Here is a 25,774-nt window from a genome sequence, read left to right on the forward strand (position 1 = left end):
GGGCGGCTCACCACCAGGAGGAGTCGAGGCGGCCCTCGATCGAACGGATGTTGGCGCGGGCGCACTCCTCGCAGAAGTACTGGCGGCGGCCGTTCTCGACGGAGCAGGTCCAGGTGATCGGGAGGGTGTCGGCGGTCCTGCCGCAGCGTGCGCAGGCCACGGGCTCCTCCGCGGCGCGGGGCTCGTTCATCTCGTGACGATAGCCCGGCGGGGCGGCCGCGGCGGTGCAACGCACCGCGGGGGCCGGTCCGTTCGGACCGGCCCCCGCGGGGACGCCTGGTGGGGCGCTCAGTTCATGACGGCCATGGCGAGGGCGCGGCGGGCGCGCAGCGAGACGCGCTCGGCGCGGCGCTGCATGCGCCGGGCGGCGATCAGGCGCATGGCCTGACGTTCCGCGTCGGCCTCACGCCGGCGCTCGCGCATATGGGCACGGGCCAGGGCTTCTGGGATGAGTTGCATGTCACGGGTCCTGTTCTGACGCGACGCGGGGGCGCCGGCGGTGGAGAAGTCGGGGGTAGCGGAGCGGCTGGGCTCGAAGGCGGACGTGGTCATCGGGGCCTGCTTCTGGGGATCGTGCGTGAGGGGGTGGTCGATCGTTCCGGTGCGCCTGGGGGCCTTGTGGGGTACTGCCTCCCAGGTCAGGGCGGTCATGCCGCGACCGGGTTCTTGCGCGGACGGCCACGGGGCCGCTTGCGGGCGACGACCACGCCCTGGACGAAGAGCTCGCCGCCCCAGACACCCCAGGGCTCACGGCGCTCCTTGGCGCCGGCGAGGCAGGCCGCGACCAGCGGGCAGGTCTTGCAGAGGGACTTGGCGTACTCGACGTCGGCCGGGGACTCGGCGAAGAAGACCTCCGGGTCGTAGGCCCGGCAGGGAACCGGGACGCCGAGGTTCTCGATGGCGTCGTCGAGCGCGGTGAGCGATGTCAGGGGGGTCAAGGCGTGGTCCTCCGTGAGGCCGGACGGGGGGATCGTTTCGGAAGGCGGTACGGACGGGGCGTGCGCTTCGAGTTGCACGGGTGTCTTTCCTCGTCTGGTCGTTTCCGGCCGGTCGGCCGGGTCTTCGGCTGGTACCGGGTTGGTTGTCCCGAGGCCCCTTCGCTCCGTCGCCCCCGTTCGGGGACAAACAGAAGGGCCGCGGATCCCGGGTGGGGTTCCGCGGCCCTGAAGGCGCCGGCCTGATCGGGTCAGGCTGGATCACTCCAGGGTTCGAGCCCACGGAAGGCCCACATCGTGTGGTGCTGCGTCGTCGTCTGCTGCTTGCCGGCACCGGCCGCCGCGAAGCCATAGGCCGTGAATCCGGCCTTGGTCTCTTCAGCCACCCGTGCCTTGGTCGGTCGCTCGTCGCGCTCGATGGCGGCCATGCCGCGACCGGACAGACCGGTGACGGGCAGACCGCTGCCAAGGAACGCGAAGGCGGAGAGGCCGAGCGAGCAGGCGGAGACGACCGAGCGATCGGTCATTTTGGCGGTGCTGACGACGGTGTCGTTGATGACGGTGGTGCTCTTGATGTTGCTGATCACTGGAATCGCCTCCTCTCGGCGTCTCGGAGAGCTCGGGGGTGAGCCGGGCTCTCGATGTTCATTTGGACAAGTACAGCACGAGACAGGGCCTCATATGAAGCCGCTGTTGCGTGGTTAAGAACCTATGGGGCTTGACGGGGCGGGCGCAAACTATTTTTCCCATGAGTTTCGATCAGTCGTCCGTCGGCTGCGTCACACCCTCTTCACCTGCGCAGATGGCGAGGACATCGGCTCCGAAGCGGTCCAGCTTGCGGGTGCCGACCCCGGCGATCATGGCGAGCTCGCCGCCGGAGGAGGGGACGCGCTCGGCGATCGCCATGAGCGTCTTGTCGGTGAAGACGCAATAGGCGGGCTGGCCGAGCTCCCGGGCCCGCTCGCCGCGCCAGGCGTGCAGCCGCTCGTACAGGCCCTCGTCCATGTCCGAGGGGCAGTCCTCGCAGCGGAGGAGTTTCATGGCGCCGGCCTCGGTGAGGGTGGTGCCGCAGACCCGGCAGCGGACGGGGCCGCGCGGGCGGCGGCGGGCGCCCGCGCCGGCCGGGCCGCCGGTGCCGCCCCGCTCGACGCCGCCGGCCGCGCCGTACCCGGCGGCCCGGCTGCCGGAGCCGGGGCGCAGGCCCTTGAGGAAGCGGCTGGGGACGCGGGAGGCACGGCCGCCCGGGGAGCGGGAGAGCGCCCAGGAGAGCGTCAGGTGGACGCGGGCGCGGGTGACGCCCACGTACAAGAGCCGGCGCTCCTCCTCGACCTGCTCGTCCGTCCTGGCGTAGGTGATCGGCAGCATGCCGTCGGTGAGGCCGACGAGGAAGACGGCGTCCCACTCCAGGCCCTTGGCGGCGTGCAGCGAGGCGAGGGTGACGCCCTGGACGGTGGGGGCGTGCTGGGCGGCGGCCCGCTCGTCGAGCTCGGCGACGAGGTCGGAGAGGGTGGCGCCGGGGCGGGCGGCGGCGAAGTCGTCGGCGAGGCGGGCGAGCGCGGCGAGCGACTCCCAGCGGTCGCGGACGGCGCCGGAGCCGGCCGGCGGTTCGCTGGACCAGCCTTGGCCGGAAAGCACCGCTCGCACCTGGGCGGGGAGGTCGTCGGCGCCGTCGAGGAGCGAGTCGTTCGCCCCGAAGCGGGCCGCGCCGCGCAGGGCCGCGCCCGCCTCCCGTACCTCCTGGCGCTCGAAGAAGCGCTCGGCACCGCGCAGCTGGTAGGGGACGCCGGCGTCGGCGAGGGCCTGCTCGTAGACCTCCGACTGGGCGTTGATCCGGTAGAGGACGGCGATCTCGCCGGCGGGGACGCCGGCGGCGATCAGGTCGCGGACCCGGCGGGCGGTGCCCTCGGCCTCGGCGGGCTCGTCGCCGTACTCGGCGTAGACCGGCTCGGGGCCTGCCTCGCGCTGCGAGATCAGCTCCAGGCGGTGGTCGGCGGCCCGGCCGCGGGCCTGGTTGAGCAGGCCGTTGGCGAGGTGGACGACCTGGGGGGTGGAGCGGTAGTCGCGGACCAGCTTGACCACGGTCGCGCGCGGGTGGCGGACGCGGAAGTCCAGCAGGTGGTCGGGGGTGGCGCCGGTGAAGGAGTAGATGGTCTGGCTGGCGTCGCCGACCACGCAGAGGCTGTCCCGCTCCCCCAGCCACAGCTCCAGGAGGCGCTGCTGGAGCGGGGAGACGTCCTGGTACTCGTCGACGACGAAGTGCTGGTACTGGCTCCGGATCTGCTCGGCGATGTCGTGGCGGTCCTGGAGGATGCCGACGGTGAGCAGCAGCACGTCCTCGAAGTCGATCACCGAGCGCTCGCCCTTGAGCTGCTCGTACATCGCGTAGAGCTGGCCGATCTCGGCCGGGTCGCGCGGGGCGTCGCGGCGGGCGCGGGCGACGGCCGCCGGGTAGTCGGCGGGCACGGTCTGGGTGACCTTGGCCCACTCGATCTCCGCGGTGACGTCCCGCAGCTCGCTGCGGTCGAGCCGGACCCGGCAGCGGGCCGCGGCCTCGGCGACGAGCTGGACCTTCCGCTCGACGAGCCGGGGCAGCGGGCCACCGATCGCTTTCGGCCAGAAGAACTGGAGCTGCCGGAGGGCCGCCGAGTGGAAGGTGCGGGCCTGCACCCCGCCCGCGCCGAGCTGGCGGAGCCGGCCGCGCATCTCGCCCGCGGCGCGGTTGGTGAAGGTGACGGCGAGCACGCTCGCGGGCGGCAGCACGCCCGCCCGCACCCCGTAGGCGATCCGGTGGGTGATCGCCCGCGTCTTGCCCGTGCCGGCGCCGGCGAGGACACAGACCGGGCCGTGCAGGGCCAGGGCGACCTCGCGCTGCTCCGGGTCGAGCCCGTCGAGCACCGCGTCGGCGGTCTCCGGGACGGCCGGGAAGAGAGGGGAGTGCGTTGCTGCTGTCACTCCGCCATGCTGCCAGGTCGGGCGGGCCGGTGCGGCGCGTCGTCCACAGGCCCGGCCGTGCGGTCGTACCGTCGCATGATCGTCCCGACCGGGTGTGCGGGAAGCGGCACAGCTCACCCGGCGGGCGGGAATGGCCGGGCCGGTGGCGTACGTTCTTCCTTCGGCACCGACCCCCGATCCCCGACCCCAGAGGAGCGCCTGGCCATGCAGGGCACCGTGACGATGTACAGCACCGAGTGGTGCGGCTACTGCCGCCGGCTGAAGAGCCAGCTGGACCGCGAGGGCATCGCGTACAACGAGATCAACATCGAGCAGGACCCCGCCTCGGCCGCCTTCGTCGAGCAGGCCAACGGCGGCAACCAGACCGTCCCGACGGTCCTGGTCGTCGCCCCCTCCGGCGCCGAGGCGGTCATGACGAACCCGTCCCTGGCCCAGGTCAAGCAGGCGCTGGCCGTCTGAGGCACGCCTCCGCGGACGCGCGAAGGGCCCCCGTTCCGAGGGAACGGGGGCCCTTCGCGCGTCCTAGACGACGTCGCCGGGCTTCGGCAGGGGCTTGCCGTACCAGAGCTCGATGAGGCGGGAGGCGATCGAGATGCCGTACGGCGGGAGGACCTCGCCCGAGGCGAAGCCGGCCTCCAGGTCCTCGCGGGAGAACCAGCGGGCCTCGTGGATCTCCTCGCCGTCGACCTCGATCTCCGGGGAGGTGGCGCGGGCGAAGAAGCCGAGCATCAGGCTGGACGGGAACGGCCACGGCTGGCTGGCCACGTAGGAGACCTCGCCGACGGTGACGCCGGCCTCCTCGAAGACCTCCCGGACCACCGCCGCCTCGATCGCCTCGCCCGGCTCGACGAAACCGGCGAGCGTGGAGAAGCGGCCCTCCGGCCAGTGCACCTGGCGGCCGAGGAGCGCCCGGTCCTGGTCGTCGGTGACCAGCATGATCACGGCCGGGTCGGTCCGCGGGTAGTGCTCGGCGCCGCAGGTCGGACAGCGGCGGATGTGCCCCGCGGCCGCGATCACCGTGCGGTCGCCGCAGCGGGAGCAGAAGCGGTGCAGGCGCTGCCAGTTCTCCAGGGCCACCGCGTGCGTCATCAGGCCCGCGTCGCGCGGCGACAGCAGCAGACCGGCCTCGCGCAGGCCCGCCGGGCGCGCCGACTGGTCCATGCGGCCGGGCAGCGAGTCCTTCTGGAGCGCGAAGTAGGACACCCCGTCGGCGTCGGTGCCGAGGAAGTAGCGGTGCGTCTCCGTCATCGGCGCCTCGAACGCCGGGGTCATCACCAGCTCGGTGGTGCCGTCGGGCCGGTCGTCGATCAGCACCTGCCCGCCGGAGACCACGAAGACACGGGTGGTCGGGTGGCTCCAGGCGGCCGCCAGCCACGCCTCGTCGAGGCGGTGGTGGGCGGCGCGGTCGATCCCGCTCGGGGCGGTGAGCGAGATCGGGTGGTCCGCGAACGCGTTGCTCAGGGTGTCCACAGGTGTTTCCTACTCCCCCGGTTCGGTGTCGGTCATTACGGCTCCGGCCTCCGCGTCCCGGCGCCCGCCGGCCCGCAGCGCGGCCGGGAGGTCGCCCCACAGGTACGCGGTCGCCTCGACGCCCTTCATGAGGAGGTCGAGCTCGACCTTCTCGTTCGGCGCGTGCCAGCCGTCGGACGGGACCGAGATGCCCAGGAAGAGCACGGGCGCGTCCAGGACGTCCTGGAGGTCGGCGGCCGGTCCCGAGCCGCCCTCGCGCGTGTAGCGGACGGTGGCCCCGTCGAAGGCCCTGCTCATCGCCCCGACCACCGCCGTCAGGGCCGGGTGGCCGAGCGGGGTGAGGCAGGGGCGGGTCGGGGCGCCGAAGGCGATGTCGTACCGGATCCCGGCGGGCACGAGTCCGGCCAGCCACTCCCGTACCAGCGTCTCGATGCGGTCCGGGTCCTGCCCGGCGACCAGCCGGAAGGACAGCTTGAGGTGGGCGGAGGCGGGCACGATCGTCTTGCCGCCGGGACCCTGGTAGCCGCCGCCGATGCCGTTGACCTCCGCCGTCGGGCGGGCCCAGACGCGCTCCAGGGTCGAGTACCCGGCCTCGCCGAGGGTGGCGCCCGACCTGGCGGTGCGCAGCCACGCGGCCTCGTCGAAGGGCAGCTCGGCGACGAGCCGCCGCTCGGCCTCGGTGAGCTCGGCCACCCCGTCGTAGAAGCCGGGGATCGCGACCCGCTCGCCGGCGTCGTGGAGGGCGGCGACGATCCGGCCGGCGACGGTCGCCGGATTGGGTACGGCGCCGCCGAAGGAACCGGAGTGGATGTCCTGGCCGGGGCCGTACAGGTCGATCTCGCAGTCGGCGACCCCGCGCATGCCCGTGCAGACGGTGGGCGTGGTCTCGGACCACATGCCGGTGTCGGAGACGATCACGGCGTCGGCGACGAGCCGGTCCGCGTACGCCTCGACGAGCGCCCGGAAGTGCGGCGAGCCGGACTCCTCCTCGCCCTCGACGAGCAGCTTCAGGTTCACGGCGGGCGTCGTGCGGCCGGTGGCGGCGAGGTGGGCGCGGACGCCGAGCGTGTGGAAGAACACCTGGCCCTTGTCGTCGGACGCCCCGCGCGCGTACATCCGCCCGTCGACGACCGTCGGCTCGAAGGGGTCGGTGTCCCAGCCGTCCTCGCGGGCCGCGGGCTGCACGTCGTGGTGGCCGTAGACCAGGACCGTCGGCGCGTCCGGGTCGGCGGACGGCCACTCGGCGAACACCGCCGGGGCCCCGTCCGTCTCCCACACCTCGACCGTGGCGAACCCCGTGTCCTTCAGGGCGCGGGCCAGCCAGTCTGCGCTGTGCCGCACGTCCCCGGCGTGCTCCGGCTGCGCCGACACGGACGGGATCCGCAGCCACTCGGCGAGGTCGCCGAGGAAGGCGGCGCGGTGCCGCTCGATGTAGGCACGTACGGGGTGGACGGCGCTGTCCGGGGTCTCGCTCATGGCCACGAGCCTATCCGGCGCCGGAGGGTGCCCCGCCCAGCAGGATCGCCTCCAGGTCGGCCCGCCCGGGCAGCCGGGCCGGCCGGGCCACCTCGCCCGTCCGTACGTAGACGAAGGCGGCGGCCACCTCCTCCGGGTCCAGGCCGTGCTGCTCGGCCCAGGCGAGCCGGTACAGCGCCAGCTGGAGGGGGTCGGCGGTGCGGTGGTGACTGGTCTTCCAGTCGACGATCTCGTACGCCCCCGAGTCCGGGTCCCGGTAGACGGCGTCGATCCGGCCCCGGACCACCCGGCCCGCCAGCGTGAGGTGGACGGGGACCTCCACGCGGTACGGGGTGCGGTGCGCGTACGGGGTGCGCGCGAAGGCCTCCTTGAGCTCCTCCAGGTCCCGCTCGTCGGCGATCTCCGGCTCGCCCGCGAAGTCCTCGCCGCCGGGGAGCTCGTCCGGGGCGAGGAAGGGCAGCGGCAGCTCCTCGAAGCGGGACTCCACCCACGCGTGGAAGCGGGTGCCGCGGCGGGCCGCGGGCTGCGGGCGCTGGGGCATGGGCCTGGCCAGCTCCCGGGCGAAGGCGTCCGGATCCTCGGCGAGGCGGATCACCTGGGAGGCGGAGAGGTAGGCGGGGAGGAGGACGTCCCGGGTGGTGGCGCGCGTGCGGTGCAGCTCCGCGGTGAGGGCGGTGAGGTCCTTGTCCCAGGAGGCGATGGTGCGGGCCTCCTCCGGAGTGAGCCCGTGCTCCCGGGGGTGCGGGATCGCGTCGGCCGGGACGGCGCGGTGCCCGGGCTCGCCGTGCGGGGCCGGGGTGCCCGGGGGCTCGTCGTACGGAGCCTCCTCCGGCTCGTACGGAGGCTCGTCGTACGAGGGCTCGTCGGACGGGGGCTCGTCGTACGCGGCGCCCCCGGGCTCGTACGGGGGCTCCTCCGCGAGGTCGCCGGGGAGCCAGAGGCCCTCGGCGGGCCGGTCCGGGAGGGCCGGGGCGGGGCTCGGCCGGGTGACGCGGCCGTCCTGCGAGGGAAGCGCCCGGAGGGCGGCCCTGACGTGCTCCGCCGCCCGCCTGCGCCGGGCCAGGGCCTCCTCGTCGAGCGGGAGGGGCCAGGGGAGGTCGCCGGTGGCCTCCGCCAGGAGGGGGTTCTCCTCGTCCTTCTCCGGGGCTTCCGCCCATGCCTCGATGTCGCCGTGGCCCTGCTCGCAGTGGTCGTACAGGGCCTGTATGAAGGCGGAGGGGCCCCGGGGCTTCTTCTGGGAGGGGCCCCACCAGTGGGCGGAGGCGAGGAGGAGGGTGCGGGGGCGGGTGAAGGTGACGTAGCCGAGGCGGAGTTCCTCGGTGTGCTGGTGGTCCGTCATCGCGGCCTTGAAGGACTTCATGGCGGCGGCGTCCCAGGTGTCGAGGTCCGGGAGGGTCGCCGCGTCGCCGCGCAGGGCGTGCGGGAGGACCTGGGGCTGGGAGGTCCAGGACTCACGCGCGCGTGCGGACGGGAACTGGCCGGCGACCAGGCCGGGGACGGCGACGACGTCCCACTCCAGGCCCTTCGACTTGTGGGCGGTGAGGACCTTCACGGTGTTCTCGCCGCCCGGCAGGGCGTTGTCGAGGCCCTTCTCGAACTGGACGGCGGTGCGCAGGAAGCCGAGGAAGGCGAGGAGGCTGGCCTCGCCGTCGAGGGAGGCGAAGCCGGCGGCGACGTCCAGGAAGTTGCCGAGGGTCTCGCGGCGGCGGGCGGCGAGGGCGTGCGGGGAGGCGGAGAGTTCGACCTCCAGGCCGGTGACGTTCAGGACCCGGTGGAGGACGTCCATCAGGGGGTCGGCGAGGGAGGCGCGCAGGGAGCGCAGCTCGGCGGCGAGGTGCGCGAAGCGGACCCGGGCCTCGGCGGAGAACGGCAGGCCGTCGCCGGGGTGGCCGCCGGAGTCGAGGAAGGTGTCGAGGGCGTCGGCGAGGGAGGTCACCTCGGCGGGGTCGACGCCCTCGACGGCGGCGGCGAGCCGCTGCCCCGGGTCGGGGTCCGTGCCGCCGTGGTGGACGAGGAGGCGGGCGCGGCGGCCGAGGAGGGCGAGGTCGCGGGGGCCGATGCGCCAGCGGGGGCCGGTGAGGAGACGGACCAGGGAGGCGTTGGCCCCGGGGTCCTGGAGGACCTCGCAGACGGCGACGAGGTCGGCGACCTCGGGGAGGTGGAGGAGGCCGGAGAGCCCGACGACCTCGACGGGGACGCCGCGGGCGACGAGCGCCGCCTGGATGGCGGGGAAGTCGCCGGCGGTGCGGCACAGGACGGCCATGGAGCCGGGCTCGCGGCCGGTGCGGACGAGATGGGCGAGGGAGTCGGCGAGCCAGTCGAGCTCCTCCGTGTGGGTGGGGAGGAGGGCGATGCGGACGGTGCCGTCGGCCTCGGCGCCGGGCGCGGGGCGCAGCGCCTCCACGCCCGCGTGCATCGCGCGCAGCGGGGTCGCGAGGCCGTTGGCGAGGTCGAGGAGGCGGCCGCCGCTGCGCCGGTTCTCGGAGAGGGACTGGCGGTGCGCGGGGGTGCCGTCGGCGTGCGGGAAGTGGTCGGGGAAGTCGTCGAGGTTGGCGACGGAGGCGCCGCGCCAGCCGTAGATGGCCTGGCAGGGGTCGCCGACGGCGGTGACGGGGTGGCCGGTGCCCTGGCCGAAGAGGCCGGAGAGGAGGAGCCGCTGGGCGACGGAGGTGTCCTGGTACTCGTCGAGGAGGACGACCCGGTACTCGTCGCGGAGGATCGCGCCGACCTCGGGGCGGGTGGTGGCGAGGCGCGCGGAGAGGGCGATCTGGTCGCCGAAGTCGAGGAGGTCGCGGGAGCGCTTGGCGGCCCGGTAGCGGGTGACGAGTCCGGTGAGCTCGCGGCGGGCGGTGGCCGTCTCGGGGAGCTTGCGCAGGTCGTCGTTGGTGAGCCTGGCCTCGGCGAGGGCGGTGAGGAGCTCGGTGTCGTACGCGAGGAGCTCGGCGGGCTCGACGAGGTGCTCGGCCAGTTCGGCGTCGAGCGCGAGGAGGTTCTCGACGAGGGTCGGGAAGGACTTGGTGAGCGCGGGGTACGGGCCGGGGGCCTCGCGGAGCACGCGCGCGGCGAGCTGGTAGCGGGTGGCGTCGGCGAGGAGCCGGGAGGTCGGTTCGAGGCCGATGCGCAGGCCGTGGTCGGTGAGGAGCTGCCCGGCGAAGGCGTGGTACGTGGAGATGCGGGGCTCGCCGGGAGGGTTGTCGGGGTCGACCGGGTCGGGGTCGGTGACGCCGGCGCGGACGAGCGCGGTGCGGACGCGCTCGGCGAGTTCGCCGGCGGCCTTGTTGGTGAAGGTGAGGCCGAGGACCTGCTCGGGGGCGACCTGCCCGGTGCCGACCAGCCACACGACCCGGGCCGCCATCACCGTGGTCTTGCCGGAGCCGGCTCCGGCCACGATGACCTGCGGGGCGGGCGGCGCGGTGATGCAGGCCGTCTGCTCCGGGGTGAAGGGAATGCCGAGGAGCTCGTTGAGCTGCTCGGGGTCGGTGATGCGTGCGGTCACCTTGAAGAGGCTAACCGGGCGCTCGGACATTCCCGTCCGGTACGGCTCCCACCTGCGGATTCTCTGCGCAGCGTCAGGCGGCGGTGCCGGGGTCGAGGCGGGAGAGGTCGACGGTCTCGTCGGCGGGCGGGGCGGTGACCTTCACCGGGCGGTCGAACTCGGAGAGGGTCATCGAGCCGGGTTCGTCGCCGCCGGTCCTGACGACCTGGCGGATGTACGGCTTGCCCTCCTGGGCGACGGAGACCGTGGTGGTCTCGCCGGACTCCTTCTCCACGAGGGTCGCGACGGGGGTGCCGTCGATCTCGCGGTCGGGGCCGCGGGTGAGGCCGGAGCGGCCGTCCCGGTCCTTGCCGAGGTCGTCGAGGAGCGAGTCGAGGTCGCAGATCTCGCCGAGGTCGGCGCTGCCGGCCTGGCCGGGGGCGATCTTGAGCCAGCGGCCCTTGACGAGTTCGATGACCGGGGCGATCTGGTTCTCGGGGACTCCCTGGGCGGTCATGGAGATCCGCCAGAAGGCCTCGTCGCCCTTCATGTAGGTGACGCCGTCGAGCCGGCGGAGTTCGGCGTCGCCCTCGTCGACGCCGATGCGGCCCTGGCAGGAGCCCTGGTCGTCGACGGAGAAGTCGACGTCGAGGTCCTGTTCTTCGGACACGACCTGTCCGGTCATGCGCAGGGAGTCGGCGGAGCGGGTGGCGTCGACGGCCCGGTCGGCGATCTCGGCGGGCGTGAGCCCGTCGAAGGGATCGGGGGTCGGGGCCGCGGCGGCCGGGGCGGGGGCCCCTGGGGCCGTCGCCGCCAAGGCCGCCGCCGGCGCGGGGACCGCGACGGCGGCGACGGCGCACACGACGGCCGCGGCGCGGAGCTTCCGGTGGCCGGACTGGGACCGCATACGAGCCTCCTCGTCCCCCCGGACCCTGTCACCAGGGTCGCCCCACGCGCGCGTGGCCGCTACTCGGTGCCGGAGGGTCAGCTGCCGGCGCCGGCCTTCATCAGCGCCTCCATGTCCATGACCTGGTCGGCCGGCGGGGCGGTGACGTTCAGCGGCTTGTCGTAGTCGCTGAGGGTGACCGTGCCGGGCTCGTCGCCGCCGGCGGTGACGGAGCGGAGGATGTACGGCTTGGCGGAGTCCTTGGCCACGTACAGCGTGGTGGTCTCGCCCTTCTTGTCGGCCTTGCTCTTGAGGACGACGGTGGCGGTGCCGTCGACGTCGGCGTCGGCCTCGCGGGTGAGACCGGTGGTCTCGGTCTCCTTGTCCATGTCGGCGAAGATCGTCTTCAGGTCGCAGAACTCGCCCAGGTCGTTGGAGTCGGCGTCCTTGGCGGGGAGCTTCATCCAGCGGCCGTTGAGGAGGGTGGCGATGGCGCCGGCCTCCTCGGCCGAGGAGCCGTCCTCGCCGGCGGTGCCCTTGTAGAAGGCGTCGTCGCCCTTCATGTAGGTGAAGCCGCCGGTGCGCATGACCTCGGCCTTGCCGCCCTCGGCCATGGACATGGAGCCCTGGCAGGTGCCCTTGTCGTCGACGGAGAAGTCGAGCTTCATGTCCTTGCCGTCGTCCTTGCCCTCGCCCTTCATGTGGACGGAGGTGGCGGCCTTGGTCGTCTCGACGGCCTTCTTGGCGATGTCGTCGGCGGAGAGGCCCGCGAAGGGGTCGGCGGCCTTGTCGTCGCCCTTGCCGCAGCCGGTGACACCGGCGACGACGGAAAGACAGATCGCCGCGGTGGCCCAGAGCTTCCGGTTGGCCCTCATGCGCGTACTCCTCAGCGTGCTTGGTGGTGCTTTCGGCGTGTTCGAAAGCGAAGATTCACAGCTTTTCTTGACGGCGACCTTATGGGGTGCCGCCCACACAGAGACAAGCCGGGGTCGCCAAAGGATGCACGGACGGAAATGTGACTCCGGTCACTGCCGCTCAGTCGACGACCTGGCGGCCTTCCGGTCGGGCGCTGCAGGCGGCGCGGAAGGAGCAGTTCGCGCAGTGCTGTCCGGCGGTCGGGGTGAAGCGCTCGTCGAGGACCCTGCCCGCGGCGGTGGCGAGCAGTTCGCCGACCCACTCGCCGTCCGGCGGCCGCTGGGCCTGCACCTTGGGCAGGGCGTCGCCCCCCTCCTTCTTGGGGGCGGCCTGGCGCAGCTGGACGAGTTCGGCGCCGCCGGGTTCGGGGCGGCGGCCGTCGAGGACGTCGTCCAGGGCGCCCTCGCGGACGGCGAGCTGGTAGACGGCGAGCTGCGGGTGGTGGGCGACCTCGTCCCGGGTGGGCGCGGACTTGCCGGTCTTGAAGTCGACGACGTACGCCCGGCCCTCCGCGTCCGTCTCGACGCGGTCCATGGAGCCGCGGATGCGGACCTGGTACGCGCCCGCGTCCAGGGTGACGTCGAAGCCGTGCTCGGAGGCGGCGGGGGTGCGGCCGCCGCGGTCCATCACGTGCCAGCGCAGGAAGCGTTCGAGCGCCACGCGCGCGTGCTCCTTCTCCTGCGCGGACTTCCAGGGGGCATCGAAGGCGAGGGCGTCCCACACGGTGTCGAGGCGGGCCATGAGGACGTCGAGGTCGGCGGGGGTGCGGCCGGAGGCGACCTCGTCGGCGAGGACGTGGACGACGTTGCCGAAGCCCTGCGCCGCGGAGGCGGGTTCGGCAGCCTTCACCTCGCGGCCCAGGAACCACTGGAGGGAGCAGGTGGCGGCGAGGTTCTCCAGGGCGCTCGGGGAGAGCGCGACGGGCCGGTCCCGGTCGCGCAGCGGCACCTCGCCGCGGGTGGGCTCGTACAGCCCCCACCAGCGGTCCGGGTGGGCGGCCGGGACCATCGGCTGCCCCTCCTCGTCGCTGAGGGCGGCGAGGGTGGCGAGGCGGCGGGCGGCGGCGTCGCGGAGCGCGGGCGAGGCCTCCGGGTCGACGGTGGTGGCGCGCAGCTCGGCGACGAGCGCGGAGACGGCGAGCGGGCGGCGCGGGCGGCCGGGCACCTCCTTCGGCTCGGTGCCCAGCTCGGCGAGGAAGCGGGAGGGCTGGTCGCCGTCCTCGGCCGGGGCCTTCACGGCGGTGACGACGAGCCGTTCGCGGGCGCGGGTGGCGGCCACGTAGAAGAGGCGGCGCTCCTCGGCGAGGAGGGCGCCCGCGGTGAGGGGTTCGGCGAGGCCGTCCCGCCCGATGCGGTCGGCTTCGAGGAGGGAGCCGCGGCGGCGCAGGTCGGGCCAGAGGCCCTCCTGGACGCCGGCGACGACGACGAGGCCCCACTCCAGGCCCTTGGAGCGGTGGGCGGTCATCAGCCGGACGGCGTCCGGGCGGGTGTGGCGGCGGGTCAGGGTGTCGGCGGCGATGTCCTGGGCGTCGAGCTCCTCCAGGAAGTTGAGGACGCCGCGGCCGCCGAGCCGTTCCTCGGCGCGGGCGGCGGTCTCGAAGAGGGCGCAGACGGCGTCGAGGTCGCGGTCGGCGTTGCGGCCGGCCGGGCCGCCGCGGAGGGCGGCGCGCTCCAGCCGGGCGGGCCAGGGGGTGCCGTTCCAGAGCAGCCAGAGGACCTCCTCGGCGGTGCCGCCGCCGGCGAGGAGGGTACGGGCCTCCTGGAGGAGGCGGCCGAGGCGGAGCGCGCCTCGGGTGTGGGCGGGATCGTGGGCGGCGAGGCGCTCGGGTTCGGCGAGGGCGCGGGTGAGGAGGACGTCGGAGGGGGGCGGGAGGCGGTCGCCTGCGGCGCGGTGCTCTTCTCTGAGGGCGCGGCCCAGTCTCCGCAGGTCTGCGGGGTCGACGCCGCCCAGTGGTGAGGCCAGGAGTTCGAGCGCCGTCTCGACCGGGAGCCAGGGCTCGGGTTCGGACGCCGGTGCGGGTTCGGGCTCGGGGGCCGGTTCGGCGCCGTGGTCGGTTGTGCCCACCCGTTCCTCCCCCAAGGACTTCGTCCAGGGGGGACCCCCAGCGGAACGCCTGCCCACAACCTGGGTCGCTACCGCCCTCAGCGCCAGCAGCAGCGGTGCCACCGCCGGTTCGTGGCGCAGCGGGGTATCGGCCGTGTCCGTTTCCACGGGGATTCCGGCTGAGGTGAGGGCTCGGCGGAGAGAGGTGAGGGGGGCGGCGGCGCGGGTGAGGACGGCCATGTCGTGCCAGGGGACGCCGTCCTCCAGGTGGGCGCGGCGCAGCAGGTCGGCGATGTTCTCGGACTCGGCGGAGGCGGTGGGGTACGTGTACGCCTCGGCCCGGCCTCCGTCGCGTACCGGCGACAGCTCGCGGTGGGCGCGGACGGCGGCCGCGGGCAGCCGGGTCAGCGGCATGCGCCGGGTGAGCTGGCGGGTGGCGGCGAGGAGGCCGGCGCCGGCCCGGCGGGAGGTGCCGAGGACGCGGACGGGGGCTCCGCCGAAGGCGGCGGGGAAGTCGAGGATGCCGTTCACGTCGGCGCCGCGGAAGGCGTAGATGGACTGGTCGGGGTCGCCGAAGGCGACGACGGTGTTGCGGCCGCCGCCGGTGAGCGCGGTGAGGAGCCGGACCTGGGCGGGGTCGGTGTCCTGGTACTCGTCGACGTAGACGGCGTCGTACGCGGGGAGGGTGATCCGTTCGGCGAGGAGGACGGCCCGGTGGACGAGCTCGGTGTAGTCGAGGACGCCCTGGAGGTCGAGGACGTCGAGGTACTCGGCGAGGAAGCCGGCGGCGGCCTTCCAGTCGGGGCGGCCGACGCGTTCGGCGAAGCGGCGCAGGGCGTCGGGGCCGAGGCCGAGTTCGCGGGAGCGGGCGAGGACGGCGCGGACCTCGTCGGCGAAGCCTCGGGTGGTGAGGCAGGCGCGGAGTTCGTCGGGCCAGCGGACGCCGCCGGTCCCGGTCCGTTCGAGGTCGATCTGGCCGGCGAGGAGTTCGCGGACGGCGAGGTCCTGCTCGGGTCCCGAGAGGAGCCGGAGGGGTTCGGCGAAGAGTTCGGCGTCCTGGTGGGCGCGGATGAGGGCGTAGCAGTACGAGTGGAAGGTGGTGGCCTGGGGCGGGCGGCGGCCGCCGAGCCGGGTGGCCATGCGGTCGCGGAGTTCGACGGCGGCCTTGCGGCTGAAGGTGAGGACGAGGATCCGCTCGGGGTCGGTGCCGCGTTCCATGCGGGTCGCGACGGCCTCCACCAGCGTCGTCGTCTTCCCGGTGCCGGGTCCGGCGAGGACGAGGAGCGGTCCCCGGTCGTGCTCAACCACCGCCCGCTGGGCTGCGTCCAGCTGAGGGGGATCCACCGGGGCCGGCGCCGAGCGCACCAGCCGGTACGCGCCGGGGGTCCGCTGCCTGCCCGCGCCCGGGTACGGCTGTCCCCGGTGCGGCGGCGTCGGCCGGGTGGTGGAGGAGGAACTCACGTGGTGGGCCGGTCCTGGTCGGTGGTGATGTGGTGCGGGCGGTGCCGGTGACGGCGGAGGTGCGGGGAGGGGTCCGGAGCCGGGCTCGCGTACGCGCGCGTGCCGGGTCTCGTACACCTGTCCACACCCCGGCCCGGTCCGCCGGATCCGTCGGATCGGTGGAAGCCGTCGGATCGGTCGAACCGGTCGCCGCGGGCGGCGTGCCCGTCGACGTTACGCGATCCCGGGCGGTCGCGGGCCCCGGTCTCCAGGACCGGACGGCCCGGGTTCCCGGCGCCACCAGGGAGGTACTCGCGGGTGTGAGATCCCGCACGCGCGCGTGGCACCGTTCCCCGCGCCGCTCGCGGCGCGGGTCATTCCGCTTCGGTGCCGTCCCACCGGGCCCGGCGCATGTCGATCCTCGGTACGTGGTCCCCGGCGGCCGGGCCGCGCTCGCGCAGCGGGGTGCCCTCGTCGCGGTAGTGGCCGAGGGCCCGCAGCTCGTGCCCGGGGAGCAGGGTGCCGTCCGCGCGGACGACGCGCCACCAAGGGGCGGAGCCGCCGTAGAGGGCCATCACGCGGCCCACCTGGCGGGGGCCGCCCTCACCGAGCCATTCGGCGACGTCGCCGTAGGTCATCACCCGCCCCGGCGGGATGCGGTCGGCGACGTCGAGCACCGCCTCCGCGTACGGGGGCAGCTCGCCCGCCGCTCCGGAGTCTTCCGCTCCGCTCGCTCCGGTCCGTCCCACGGGTCCCTCCAGCCTCACCGCCCCATCCTGCCTCACCCCACCGACATGGCCCTGATGCCTCCCCCGGGCTGCTCTTCGTGCCACCATCGTCCGGGCGGTGACCGGTGACAAGAGATCGACTTCGCGATCGACAGCGACAGACGCAAGCAGCAGTACACGCAGAGACGGACATGGTGATGGGTCAGGACACACAGCCTCCAGGTGAGGCTCGGCCCGACATGCCCGAGCGGGTCTCCGGCGACGAGCCACTGCTCGCCGCGCGTGTCCACCGGCCCTCCGACCTGATGCGCCTGCTCGCCGGGACGCTCGCCATCGCCGTCGTCCTCGCCATCGCCGCCTTCGCCCACGGCACCACGTCCGGCCTGGAGCAGGACATCAACAAGGGGGCGGTCGGCGCCTCCGACGTCTTCGTCAGGATCGCCGGTCTGGTGTCGTCGATCGCGATCCTCGTCCTGCCGGTGGCGTTCGCCATCGAACGGCTGGTGAAACGGGACGGGCTGCGGATCGCGGACGGCGTGCTCGCCGCGGTGCTCGCGCACGGCGTCACCCTGGCGATCGACCTGTGGGTGGCGAAGGCCGCGCCGGACACCATCCAGGACGCGCTGACCCAGCCGGCGGGCGGCGGCGGGCTGACCGACCCGGTGCACAACTACCTCGCGCCGGTCATCGCGTACATGACGGCCGTCGGGATGGCCCGAAGACCGCGCTGGCGGTTCTCGCTCTGGGCGGTGCTGCTGCTCGACGCCTTCACCATGCTCGTGGCCGGCTACACCACCGCCTTCTCGATCATCCTCACCGTCCTCATCGGCTGGACGGTGGCCTACGGCACCCTGTACGCGGTCGGCTCGCCGAACGTCAGGCCGACCGGCCAGACCCTCCTCGCGGGCCTGCGCCGGGTCGGCTTCCGGCCGGTGACGGCGCTGCGCGCGGAGGAGGTGCCGGAGACCGCGGAGAGCGGGGACCGGGGCCGCCGGTACCTGGTGACCCTGGAGGCCGGGCCGCCGCTGGACGTCACGGTCGTCGACCGGGAGCAGCAGGCGCACGGCTTCTTCTACCGGCTGTGGCGGCGGATCACCCTGCGGACGATGACCACCCGCCGTTCGATCGTCTCCCTCCGGCAGGCCCTGGAGCAGGAGGCGCTCCTCGCGTACGCGGCGATCGCGGCGGGCGCGAACGCGCCGAAGCTGATCGCCACCTCCGAGCTGGGCCCGGACGCGGTGATGCTCGTGTACGAGCACATCGGCGGGCGGAGCCTGGACTCGCTGGACGACGACGAGATCACCGACGAGCTGGTGCGCAGCGCCTGGCGGCAGGTGAAGGCGCTGCAGTCGCGCCGGATCGCGCACCGCAGGCTGTCGGGGGACGCGATCCTGGTGGATCGTTCCGGCCGGGTGTTCCTGACGGATCTGCGCGGCGGCGAGATCGCGGCCGGCGATCTGGTGCTGCGGATGGACATCGCCCAGTTCCTGACGACCCTGGGGCTTCGGGTCGGGGCGGAGCGGACGGTGGCGGCGGCCGTGCAGGTGCTCGGTCCGGACGCGGTGGCGGACTGTCTGCCGCTGCTGCAGCCGATCGCGCTGAGCCGCTCGACCCGCGCGACCCTGCGGAAGCTGGCGCGGGAGCGCTCGCAGCGGGAGCGGGACGCGGTCCTGGCCGCCTCCGAGGAGGCGAAGAGGGAGCGGGAGCGGGCGAAGACGACCGCCCACGCGGGGCTGCCGGCGCCGGGCGCCGACCCCAAGGCCGAGAAGGCCGAGAAGCGGGCGGACAAGAAGGCGGAGAAGCGGGCGCTCGACGACGCCCTGGACGAGGCCCGCGAGGAGGACCTGCTCGCCCAGATCCGCCGGCAGGTGCTGCTGATCCGGCCGCAGGCGCCGGTGGAGCCGGTCCGCCTCGAGCGGATCAAGCCGCGGACGCTGATCTCGCTGATCGCGGGCGCGGTGGGCGCGTACTTCCTGCTGTCGCAGATCAGCCGGACGCCGCTGTCCACGATCAGCGAGGCGGACTGGCGGTGGGTGGCGGCGGCCGTGGTCTTCTCCGCGCTCAGCTATGTGGCGGCGGCGATGAGCCTGCTCGGTTTCGTGCCGGAGCGGGTCGGCTTCTGGCGGACGGTGGTGGCGCAGATCGCCGGCTCGTTCGTGAAGATCGTCGCCCCGGCGGCGGTCGGCGGTGTCGCCCTCAACACCCGCTTCCTGCAGCGCGCGGGCGTGCGCCCGGGGCTCGCGGTGGCGAGCGTCGGCGCCTCGCAGCTCTTCGGGCTCGGGGCGCACATCCTGCTGCTGCTCTCCTTCGGCTATCTGACGGGCACCGAGAAGTCGCAGTCGTTCAGCCCGTCGAGGACGGTCATCGCGGGTCTGCTGACGGTCGCGGTGCTCGTCCTGGTGGTGACGGCGATCCCGTTCATGCGGAAGTTCGTCTCGACCCGGCTGCGCTCGCTCTTCGCTGGCGTGGTGCCGCGCATGCTGGACGTGCTCCAGCGGCCGCTGAAGCTGGCGACGGGCATCGGCGGGATGCTGCTGATCACCGGCACCTTCGTCTTCTGTCTGGACGCCTCGATCCGCGCCTTCGGGCACGGCAGCGCGTCGATCAGCTACGCGAGCGTGGCCGTGGTCTTCCTCGCGGGCAACGCGATCGGCTCGGCGGCCCCGACGCCCGGCGGTGTCGGCGCGGTCGAGGGCGCGCTCATCGGCGGTCTGGTCGCGGTGGGCCTGACCATCGAGGTCGCCACCCCGGCGGTCCTCCTCTACCGTCTGCTGACCCTGTGGCTGCCGGTCCTGCCGGGCTGGCTCTGCTTCAACTGGCTGACGAAGCGGGAAGCGCTCTGACCGCACACCGTCAGCCGTGGAGGCCGACGAGGAAACCGGCGAGGAAGCCGACGAGGAAGCCCAGGAGCAGCAGCGAGCAGCCGACCTCGACGGCGCCGGCGCCGGCGAAGTACAGCAGGCAGGCGAGCGCGGGGGCGAGGCCCTCGGCACCGCGCCGCCGTGAACCGGGGCCTGTCCGGCGGATCAGGGGCGCGGCCCCGGCCGTGATCCGCCGGACGGGCCCCGGGCCGCCTCCGCCGGATCGTGCCGGGCTCGCGGCGCGATCCGGCGGAACCCGCCCGGTGACACCCGCTTGGGGGTGCGTCACGGGCGCGGCCGGGCCCCGCACCGGAGCATGGGAGCATGCCGATCTCCGCCGCCCGGCGCGCCGCCGCCCTCCTCACCGCCACCACCCTCCTCTGCCTGACCGGCTGCTCGGACGACGGCGACGAGGCCACCCCGGCCCGCCCCACCGACACCGGCGGCCTCTCCTCCCTCACGGGCCAGCAGCTCGAATGGGACACCTGCCCGCCGCCGTCCCCGGCGGAGGGCGGCGGCCAGGCCCCGTCCCCGCTGCCCGGCGGCACCCCCTGGGAGTGCGCCTTCCTGCGCACCCCGCTGGACTGGTCCCAGCCGGAGGGCGAGACGATCGAGCTGGCCCTGATCCGCGCGCGGGCCAGGGACAACGCCCGCCGCATCGGCTCCCTCGTCTTCAACTTCGGCGGACCCGGCGGCTCCGGCGTCACCGGCCTGCCGGGCTTCGCGAACGACTACGAGTCCCTCCGCTCCCGCTACGACCTGGTCTCCTTCGACCCGCGCGGCGTCGGCCGCAGCGAGCCCGTGGAGTGCGCCACGGACAAGGAACTGGACGCGTACTACGCCCTCGACTTCACCCCGGACGACCAGGCCGAGGAGCGGACCCTGTCCGACGCGCAGAAGAAGTACGCCGCCGGCTGCGAGGCCGACGCCGGCCCGGTCCTCCCGCACGTCGGCACGGAGAGCGCGGCCCGCGACATGGACCTCCTGCGCCAGGTCCTCGGCGACGACCAGCTGCACTACTTCGGCATCTCGTACGGCACGGAGCTCGGCGGCGTCTACGCCCACCTCTTCCCCGAGCGCGTCGGCCGGGCCGTCTTCGACGCGGTCGTGGACCCGGACGCGGGCGTCGAGGAGGGCGCCCTCGGCCAGGCGAAGGGCTTCCAGCTGGCGCTGGACAACTTCGCGCAGGACTGCGTCGACCGGGGCGACGACTGCGCCCTGCCGGGCTCGACGGTCGCCGAGGTCGAGGAGGGCGTCACCGATCTCCTCACCGCGCTCGACAAGAAGCCGATCGCCGGCATCGGCAGCCGGAAGCTGACGCAGACCCAGGCCACCAACGGCATCGCCCAGTCGCTGTACTCGAAGGAGTTCTGGCCCTATCTGGAGCAGGGCCTGGAGGCCGCGGACGGCGGCGACGGCGCCCTCCTCCTCGCCCTCTCCGACTCGATGAACGGCCGCGGCGAGAACGGCAGTTACAGCAACATCCAGGCCGCCAACGCCGCCATCAACTGCGTCGACTTCAAGGAGCGCTACACCCTCGGCCAGGCCAAGGAGCGCCTCCCGCAGTTCCGCGAGGCCTCCCCCGTCTTCGGCGATTTCATGGGCTGGGCCCTCTCCGGCTGCTCGCAGTGGCCGGTGCCGGGCACCTGGGAGCACCCGGACGTGTCCGCGCCCGGCTCCGCGCCGATCCTGGTGGTCGGGAACACCGGCGACCCCGCGACCCCGTACGAGGGCGCCCGCGCCATGGTCCAGGCCCTCGGCAAGGGCGTCGGCGTGGAGCTGACGTACGAGGGCGAGGGGCACGGCGCGTACAACGGCGGCAGCGCCTGCGTGAAGAAGGCGGTCGACGGCTACCTCCTCGACGGCAAGGTCCCCGCCTCGGGCACCGTCTGCAAGTAGCCACGACCGGGCCCCTAGGATTGCGGCCAGTCTCGGCCCGAACCCCGGGGGGTCCTCCTTGTCCACGCGGTCCCTGCGCAGGCGTCTGACGGCCCTCGCCGTCGGCGGACTCCTGCTCGCCGGCTGTACGAGCACGCCCGCGCCCACCTCCGACGCCGGACCCGCCTCCTCCCCCGCCTCCCGGGGCCTCGACTGGAAGCCCTGCGACGGCGCCGGCGCCGAGTGGCGCTGCGCCACCGCGCGGGTCCCGCTGGACCACGCGAAGCCGGCCGGGGCCACCCTCGGCGTCGCGCTGATCCGCAAGGAGGCGACCGACCGGAAGAAGCGGATCGGGTCGCTGCTCTTCAACTTCGGCGGACCCGGCGCCTCCGGGGTCGAGATGCTGCCGCAGCTGTCCGGGGAGTACGCCTCCCTGGGCGAGCGGTACGACCTGGTGGGCTTCGACCCGCGCGGGGTGGGCCGCAGCTCCGGGGTCGTCTGCCGCGACGACGCCGAGCAGGCCGCCGCCGAGGCCACCGTCGACTCCACCCCGGACACGCCCGCCGAGGAGGCCGCCTACCTGAAGGACGCCGCCGCCTTCGGCGCCGGCTGCGCCCGCCGCTCCGGCACGGTCATCCCGTACACCACCACCTCGGCCACCGCCCGCGACCTGGACCTGATCCGGCAGGCCCTCGGCGACGAGAAGCTGCACTACTTCGGCATCTCGTACGGCACCCAGCTCGGCGGCACCTACGCCCACCTCTTCCCCCGCAAGGTCGGCCGGCTGGTCCTGGACGCGGTGGTCGACCCGACCGCCGACGCCGCGGGCCACGCCCGGCACCAGACCGTCGGCTTCCAGCGGGCCCTCGACAACTACCTGAAGTCCACCGGACAGACCCCCGAGGCCGGCACCGCGCGGATCACCACCCTGCTCGCCGCGCTCGACCGGCGGCCCCTCAAGGTCGGCGACCGGCTGCTCACCGAGGGCCTCGCGACCACCGGCATCGCGGTCACCCTCTACGCGGAGTCCAGCTGGCCGCTGCTCACCGAAGCCCTGGGGGCGGCCGAGGCCGGTGACGGCGGCGGGCTGCTGCGGCTCGCGGACGCCTACAACGACCGGGACGAGCAGGGACGTTACGCCACCGGGTCGCACTCCCAGCGGGCGATCTCCTGCGCCGACTCCAGCGAGCGTCCGACGGCCGCCCGGGCGAAGGCGCTGCTGCCGGAGTTCCGCCGGCTCTCCCCCGTCTTCGGCGCCTTCCTCGCCTGGGACACGGCCGGCTGGTGCGCCGGCTGGCCGGTGAAGGGCGAGGCGAGGACGCCGGCGGCGTCCGCCCCGGGCGCGGACCCGGTGCTCGTGGTGGGCACGACGGGCGACCCGGCGACCCCGTACGAGGGCGCGGAGCGGATGGCGGAGGAACTGGGCGAGGGCGTCGGGATCCTGGTCACCAACAAGGGCGAGGGGCACGGCGCGTACGGCACCTCGCCGTGCGTGACGCGGACGGTCGACGCGTACCTGCTGGACGGGAAGGTGCCCGCGTTCGGCACGACCTGCGGCTAGTGCGGGCGCGCGAGAGGCCCCGGACCGACACGCGGTCCGGGGCCTCTCGTCGTACCGACTGATACGCCGTCCTCTACGCCGTCCTCAGTAGACGGGCTTCTCGGGCTCGATCTGGTGGACCCAGCCGATCACGCCGCCGCCGACGTGCACGGCGTCCGCGAAGCCCGCGGACTTGAGCACGGCGAGGACCTCCGCACTGCGGACACCCGTCTTGCAGTGCAGGACGATCTTCCTGTCCTGCGGGAGGTCCTGGAGGGCGCTGCCCATCAGGAACTCGTTCTTCGGAATCAGGCGGGCGCCGGGGATCGAGACGATCTCGTACTCGTTCGGCTCGCGGACGTCGATGATGTCGATGTTCTCGCCCTCGTCGATCCACTCCTTGAGCTGCTTCGGAGTGATCGTCGAGCCGAGCGCCGCCTCCTGGGCCTCCTCGGACACGACGCCGCAGAAGGCCTCGTAGTCGATGAGCTCGGTGACGGTCGGCTTCTCGCCGCAGACCGCGCAGTTCGGGTCCTTGCGGACCTTCACCTGGCGGTACTGCATCTCCAGGGCGTCGTAGATCATCAGGCGGCCGACCAGCGGCTCGCCGATGCCGGCGAGGAGCTTGATGGCCTCGTTGACCTGGATGGAGCCGATGGACGCGCAGAGCACGCCCAGGACGCCGCCCTCGGCGCAGGAGGGGACCATGCCCGGCGGCGGGGGCTCCGGGTAGAGGCAGCGGTAGCAGGGACCGTGCTCGGACCAGAAGACGGACGCCTGGCCGTCGAAGCGGTAGATCGAGCCCCAGACGTACGGCTTGTTCAGCAGCACGCAGGCGTCGTTCACCAGGTAGCGGGTGGCGAAGTTGTCGGTGCCGTCGACGATCAGGTCGTACTGGCTGAAGATGTCCATCACGTTGTCGGCTTCGAGCCGCTCCTCGTGCAGGACCACATTCACGTACGGGTTGATGCCGAGCACGCTGTCGCGCGCCGACTCCGCCTTGGAGCGGCCGATGTCGGCCTGGCTGTGGATGATCTGGCGCTGGAGGTTCGACTCGTCGACCTCGTCGAACTCCACGATGCCGAGCGTTCCGACACCGGCCGCGGCCAGGTACATGAGGGCCGGCGAGCCGAGGCCGCCGGCGCCGACGGCCAGCACCTTGGCGTTCTTCAGCCGCTTCTGCCCGTCCATCCCCACGTCGGGGATGATCAGGTGGCGGGAGTACCTGCGGACCTCGTCTACGGTGAGCTCGGCAGCCGGCTCGACCAGGGGTGGCAGCGACACGGGGACTCCGTTGGTCGGTATGTCAGTACGGTTGTTCTCCCCGTAACACTGCCACGCCCCTCCTCATTCCGAGACACCCGGTCCGATACGCGAGACGATTTCGTCCCAGTAGCCGGGCAGCGAGTGAAATGGTGCGCTTTGTCCCGGGACGGCGACGCGGTCGGTGAAGAAGATCGTGCCGGCGCCCTGCCAGCGGGCGATCCGCAGCGCCTCGTCGAGGTGGGTGCGCGGCACCCCGTGGACGAAGTGGGCGAACTTCCCCTCCGGGTGGTCCGCGGTCCACTCGGCCACCTGCGACCAGCGGTAGTCCGTCCAGGACCCGGAGAAGGTGACCAGCTGGTCCGCCGCCTCCGCGTAGCCGGGGTGCGGGTGGCCGCCCTGGCCGAGGACGAGGTGGGCGTCGCCGCCGAGGAGCGCCGAGAGGGTCGAGGTGACCCTCCTCACTCCGGGCAGGTCCGTCCGGTCCGTGGGACAGCGGTCCAGATAGAAGCCGCCGACGCGGTACCAGTCGAGGTGGCGCTGGGCCTGCGAGACCAGCTCCCCGAAGGGGCGCGAGCCGTGTGCCAGGTCCAGGTGCCCGAGCACCCTCACGCGCGCGTGCCGCAGCCGTCCGGCGGTCTCCAGGCAGTGCGGGTCGGGGCGGGTGCCGGGGCCGTCGGCGACGTTGAGCACCGCCCAGTGCACGGGCGTGCCGGGGCGGGTCAGTTCGGCCCATTCGACGGGGGCGAGCAGCGGGTGGGCGTAGCCGGGGGCGCCGATGCCGAGCGTCCGGACGGTGCCGGCCGCGGTGCCGGTGCGCGTCAGATGCGACACGCCGCCTCCATCCAGATGTCGGCGAGCGACTCCTCCAGGTTGATGCGGGGGCGCCAGCCGAGCCGGTCGCGGGCGGTGCGGACGTCGGCCTGCTGCCAGGGGCCGCAGCCGTCGGGGTACGGGAAGGGGGCGGCGGCCAGCTGTTCGGCGATGGTCGCCTCGGTGCGCGGGGCGCCGATGACGGGCCGCTGCGGGATGCCGTGCGGGGCGTCGACCTCGTGGAGGTTGCCCGCGTAGCCGGCGACCCGGGCGAGGACGGCGGCGGCGTCCCGGAGCCGGACGGCCCGGCCGGTACCGATGTTGACGACGCCCTGGGCGGCGGAGAGGGAGGCGGCGTGCACGGCGCGGGCCACGTCCCGGACGTCCACGAAGTCCCGCTGCACGCCGAGTCCGCTGAGCTTGAGCTCGCCGTCGCCGGCCTGCATGGCGCGGCGCATGGCCTCGGCGAGCCGGCCGAGCGGGGAGCCGGCCGGGGTGCCGGGGCCGACGGGCGAGAAGACCCGCAGGACGACGGCGTCGAGGCCGGAGCCGAGGACGAGTTCGGTGGCGGCGAGCTTGGAGACGCCGTACGGGCCTCCCGGGCGCGGCACGGCGTCCTCGGCGGTGGAGGAGCCGGGCTGGCTGGGCCCGTACTCGGAGGCGCAGCCGACCTGGACGAGCCGGGCGCCGCAGCCGCTGCGGCGCAGGGCCTCGCAGACGGTGGCGACGGCGACGGTGTTGTGCCGGGTGAGGTCGCGGGCGCCGCCTCGGGTGGCGCCGGCGCAGTTGACGACCACGCCGGGGTGGACGGCGTCCAGGAAGCGGGTGAGGGCGCCGGGGCTGCCGGTGGCGAGGTCGAAGCGGACGTCGGCGTCGTCGCCGCGGCCGAGGGCGGTGAGGTGGACCGCCGGGTCGGCGAGCAGCCGGTCGGCGACGAAGCGGCCGATGAAGCCGTTGGCTCCGAGCAGTAGCACCCTCATCGTGCGGCCCCTTCGTGCCGACCGGCCGGTGCTGGGGAGTGAGGGGTCATGGTCTGGTTTCTCCTTGCGGGTGGTGAGTCGGGCCGGGCGCCCGCGGCGTCGGCTCCGCGGGTGCGACG

The 25,774-nt window shown here is 73.9% G+C and carries 20 protein-coding genes; 4 read left to right on the forward strand and 16 right to left on the reverse strand.

All coding sequences use genetic code 11. From position 1 onward, the window contains the following. Positions 1-7: 7 nt before the first annotated feature. From HHL19_RS08020 to HHL19_RS08040, 5 genes are all read right to left on the reverse strand, one after another. Positions 8-190, reverse strand: a complete 183-nt coding sequence (locus tag HHL19_RS08020; RefSeq protein ID WP_169087073.1) for a hypothetical protein — start codon at positions 188-190, stop codon at positions 8-10. Between the two features lie 98 nt (positions 191-288). After that, positions 289-651: a hypothetical protein gene (locus HHL19_RS08025; RefSeq protein WP_169087075.1), complete on the reverse strand. Its 363-nt coding sequence runs from the start codon at positions 649-651 to the stop codon at positions 289-291. Further along, the gene (locus HHL19_RS08030) at positions 648-1,016 is read right to left on the reverse strand and encodes a WhiB family transcriptional regulator (RefSeq protein ID WP_031013886.1); all 369 of its coding nucleotides are present in this window, start codon (positions 1,014-1,016) and stop codon (positions 648-650) included. Before HHL19_RS08030 ends, HHL19_RS08025 begins: the two co-directional genes overlap by 4 nt. A 170-nt stretch (positions 1,017-1,186) precedes the next feature. Next, positions 1,187-1,462, reverse strand: coding sequence for a hypothetical protein (locus HHL19_RS08035; RefSeq protein ID WP_169087599.1), 276 nt, complete (start codon positions 1,460-1,462; stop codon positions 1,187-1,189). 232 nt (positions 1,463-1,694) lie between these two features. Beyond that, complete coding sequence (locus HHL19_RS08040) at positions 1,695-3,887, reverse strand: ATP-dependent DNA helicase UvrD2 (protein ID WP_346768604.1); 2,193 nt, start codon at positions 3,885-3,887, stop codon at positions 1,695-1,697. Positions 3,888-4,091: 204 nt separating this feature from the next. Here HHL19_RS08040 and HHL19_RS08045 point away from each other — a divergent pair, with 204 nt between their 5' ends. Continuing rightward, positions 4,092-4,346 (forward strand): mycoredoxin, encoded by a 255-nt coding sequence (locus tag HHL19_RS08045; RefSeq protein WP_169087079.1) that lies wholly within the window; start codon positions 4,092-4,094, stop codon positions 4,344-4,346. 63 nt (positions 4,347-4,409) lie between these two features. On the opposite strand, the gene nudC is transcribed toward HHL19_RS08045, so the two are convergent. From nudC to HHL19_RS08080, 7 genes are all read right to left on the reverse strand, one after another. Continuing rightward, on the reverse strand, positions 4,410-5,357 hold the full coding sequence (gene nudC / locus HHL19_RS08050; protein ID WP_169087081.1) for an NAD(+) diphosphatase: 948 nt from the start codon (positions 5,355-5,357) through the stop codon (positions 4,410-4,412). A gap of 9 nt (positions 5,358-5,366) precedes the next feature. Next, on the reverse strand, positions 5,367-6,833 hold the full coding sequence (locus tag HHL19_RS08055) for a dipeptidase (protein WP_169087083.1): 1,467 nt from the start codon (positions 6,831-6,833) through the stop codon (positions 5,367-5,369). Between the two features lie 10 nt (positions 6,834-6,843). Continuing rightward, positions 6,844-10,329 carry an ATP-dependent DNA helicase gene (locus HHL19_RS08060; RefSeq protein ID WP_169087085.1) on the reverse strand — a complete coding sequence of 1,162 codons (3,486 nt, stop codon included), beginning with the start codon at positions 10,327-10,329 and terminating at the stop codon, positions 6,844-6,846. Positions 10,330-10,402: 73 nt separating this feature from the next. Beyond that, the gene (locus tag HHL19_RS08065) at positions 10,403-11,215 is read right to left on the reverse strand and encodes a hypothetical protein (RefSeq protein WP_169087087.1); all 813 of its coding nucleotides are present in this window, start codon (positions 11,213-11,215) and stop codon (positions 10,403-10,405) included. Positions 11,216-11,292: 77 nt separating this feature from the next. Beyond that, positions 11,293-12,069 (reverse strand): hypothetical protein, encoded by a 777-nt coding sequence (locus tag HHL19_RS08070; protein WP_169087089.1) that lies wholly within the window; start codon positions 12,067-12,069, stop codon positions 11,293-11,295. Positions 12,070-12,229: 160 nt separating this feature from the next. Continuing rightward, positions 12,230-15,613, reverse strand: a complete 3,384-nt coding sequence (locus tag HHL19_RS08075) for an ATP-dependent DNA helicase (protein ID WP_169087090.1) — start codon at positions 15,611-15,613, stop codon at positions 12,230-12,232. Between the two features lie 353 nt (positions 15,614-15,966). Then, complete coding sequence (locus tag HHL19_RS08080; RefSeq protein WP_169087092.1) at positions 15,967-16,341, reverse strand: MGMT family protein; 375 nt, start codon at positions 16,339-16,341, stop codon at positions 15,967-15,969. A 176-nt stretch (positions 16,342-16,517) separates the two neighbouring features. Here HHL19_RS08080 and HHL19_RS08085 point away from each other — a divergent pair, with 176 nt between their 5' ends. Beyond that, entirely contained in the window at positions 16,518-19,163 is a 2,646-nt protein-coding gene (locus tag HHL19_RS08085) for a lysylphosphatidylglycerol synthase domain-containing protein (protein ID WP_240981474.1), read from the forward strand. A 10-nt stretch (positions 19,164-19,173) separates the two neighbouring features. Here HHL19_RS08085 and HHL19_RS08090 read toward each other — a convergent pair whose 3' ends face one another. Beyond that, a complete protein-coding gene (locus HHL19_RS08090) occupies positions 19,174-19,470 on the reverse strand; it encodes a hypothetical protein (protein WP_169087096.1) in 297 nt (98 codons plus the stop codon). A 35-nt stretch (positions 19,471-19,505) separates the two neighbouring features. On the opposite strand from HHL19_RS08090, the gene HHL19_RS08095 reads away from it, so the two are divergent. Together HHL19_RS08095 and HHL19_RS08100 are read left to right on the forward strand one after the other, a co-directional pair. After that, complete coding sequence (locus HHL19_RS08095; protein WP_169087097.1) at positions 19,506-21,080, forward strand: alpha/beta hydrolase; 1,575 nt, start codon at positions 19,506-19,508, stop codon at positions 21,078-21,080. A gap of 58 nt (positions 21,081-21,138) precedes the next feature. After that, positions 21,139-22,620 carry an alpha/beta hydrolase gene (locus HHL19_RS08100; protein ID WP_169087099.1) on the forward strand — a complete coding sequence of 494 codons (1,482 nt, stop codon included), beginning with the start codon at positions 21,139-21,141 and terminating at the stop codon, positions 22,618-22,620. 84 nt (positions 22,621-22,704) lie between these two features. Here the strand turns inward: HHL19_RS08100 and moeZ are convergent, their stop codons facing one another. From moeZ to HHL19_RS08115, 3 genes are all read right to left on the reverse strand, one after another. Continuing rightward, positions 22,705-23,883, reverse strand: coding sequence for an adenylyltransferase/sulfurtransferase MoeZ (gene moeZ, locus HHL19_RS08105; protein ID WP_169087101.1), 1,179 nt, complete (start codon positions 23,881-23,883; stop codon positions 22,705-22,707). 63 nt (positions 23,884-23,946) lie between these two features. Further along, entirely contained in the window at positions 23,947-24,696 is a 750-nt protein-coding gene (locus tag HHL19_RS08110) for a spherulation-specific family 4 protein (protein ID WP_169087103.1), read from the reverse strand. After that, a complete protein-coding gene (locus tag HHL19_RS08115) occupies positions 24,684-25,655 on the reverse strand; it encodes an NAD-dependent epimerase/dehydratase family protein (RefSeq protein ID WP_169087105.1) in 972 nt (323 codons plus the stop codon). The genes HHL19_RS08110 and HHL19_RS08115 overlap by 13 nt, the downstream gene beginning before the upstream one ends. Positions 25,656-25,774: the final 119 nt, after the last annotated feature.

The organism is Streptomyces sp. R302 (assembly GCF_012927245.1).
GTDB lineage: Bacteria > Actinomycetota > Actinomycetes > Streptomycetales > Streptomycetaceae > Streptomyces.

What these genes read in the sequence shown, in the direction of transcription:
- HHL19_RS08020 (WP_169087073.1), bottom strand. Translation starts at nt 190, where the DNA reads ATGAACGAGCCCCGCGCCGCGGAGGAGCCCGTGGCCTGCGCACGCTGC.
- HHL19_RS08025 (WP_169087075.1), bottom strand. Translation starts at nt 651, where the DNA reads ATGACCGCCCTGACCTGGGAGGCAGTACCCCACAAGGCCCCCAGGCGC.
- HHL19_RS08035 (WP_169087599.1), bottom strand. Translation starts at nt 1,462, where the DNA reads ATGACCGATCGCTCGGTCGTCTCCGCCTGCTCGCTCGGCCTCTCCGCC.
- HHL19_RS08045 (WP_169087079.1), top strand. Translation starts at nt 4,092, where the DNA reads ATGCAGGGCACCGTGACGATGTACAGCACCGAGTGGTGCGGCTACTGC.
- HHL19_RS08055 (WP_169087083.1), bottom strand. Translation starts at nt 6,833, where the DNA reads ATGAGCGAGACCCCGGACAGCGCCGTCCACCCCGTACGTGCCTACATC.
- HHL19_RS08065 (WP_169087087.1), bottom strand. Translation starts at nt 11,215, where the DNA reads ATGCGGTCCCAGTCCGGCCACCGGAAGCTCCGCGCCGCGGCCGTCGTG.
- HHL19_RS08070 (WP_169087089.1), bottom strand. Translation starts at nt 12,069, where the DNA reads ATGAGGGCCAACCGGAAGCTCTGGGCCACCGCGGCGATCTGTCTTTCC.
- HHL19_RS08085 (WP_240981474.1), top strand. Translation starts at nt 16,518, where the DNA reads ATGGGTCAGGACACACAGCCTCCAGGTGAGGCTCGGCCCGACATGCCC.
- HHL19_RS08095 (WP_169087097.1), top strand. Translation starts at nt 19,506, where the DNA reads ATGCCGATCTCCGCCGCCCGGCGCGCCGCCGCCCTCCTCACCGCCACC.
- HHL19_RS08115 (WP_169087105.1), bottom strand. Translation starts at nt 25,655, where the DNA reads ATGAGGGTGCTACTGCTCGGAGCCAACGGCTTCATCGGCCGCTTCGTC.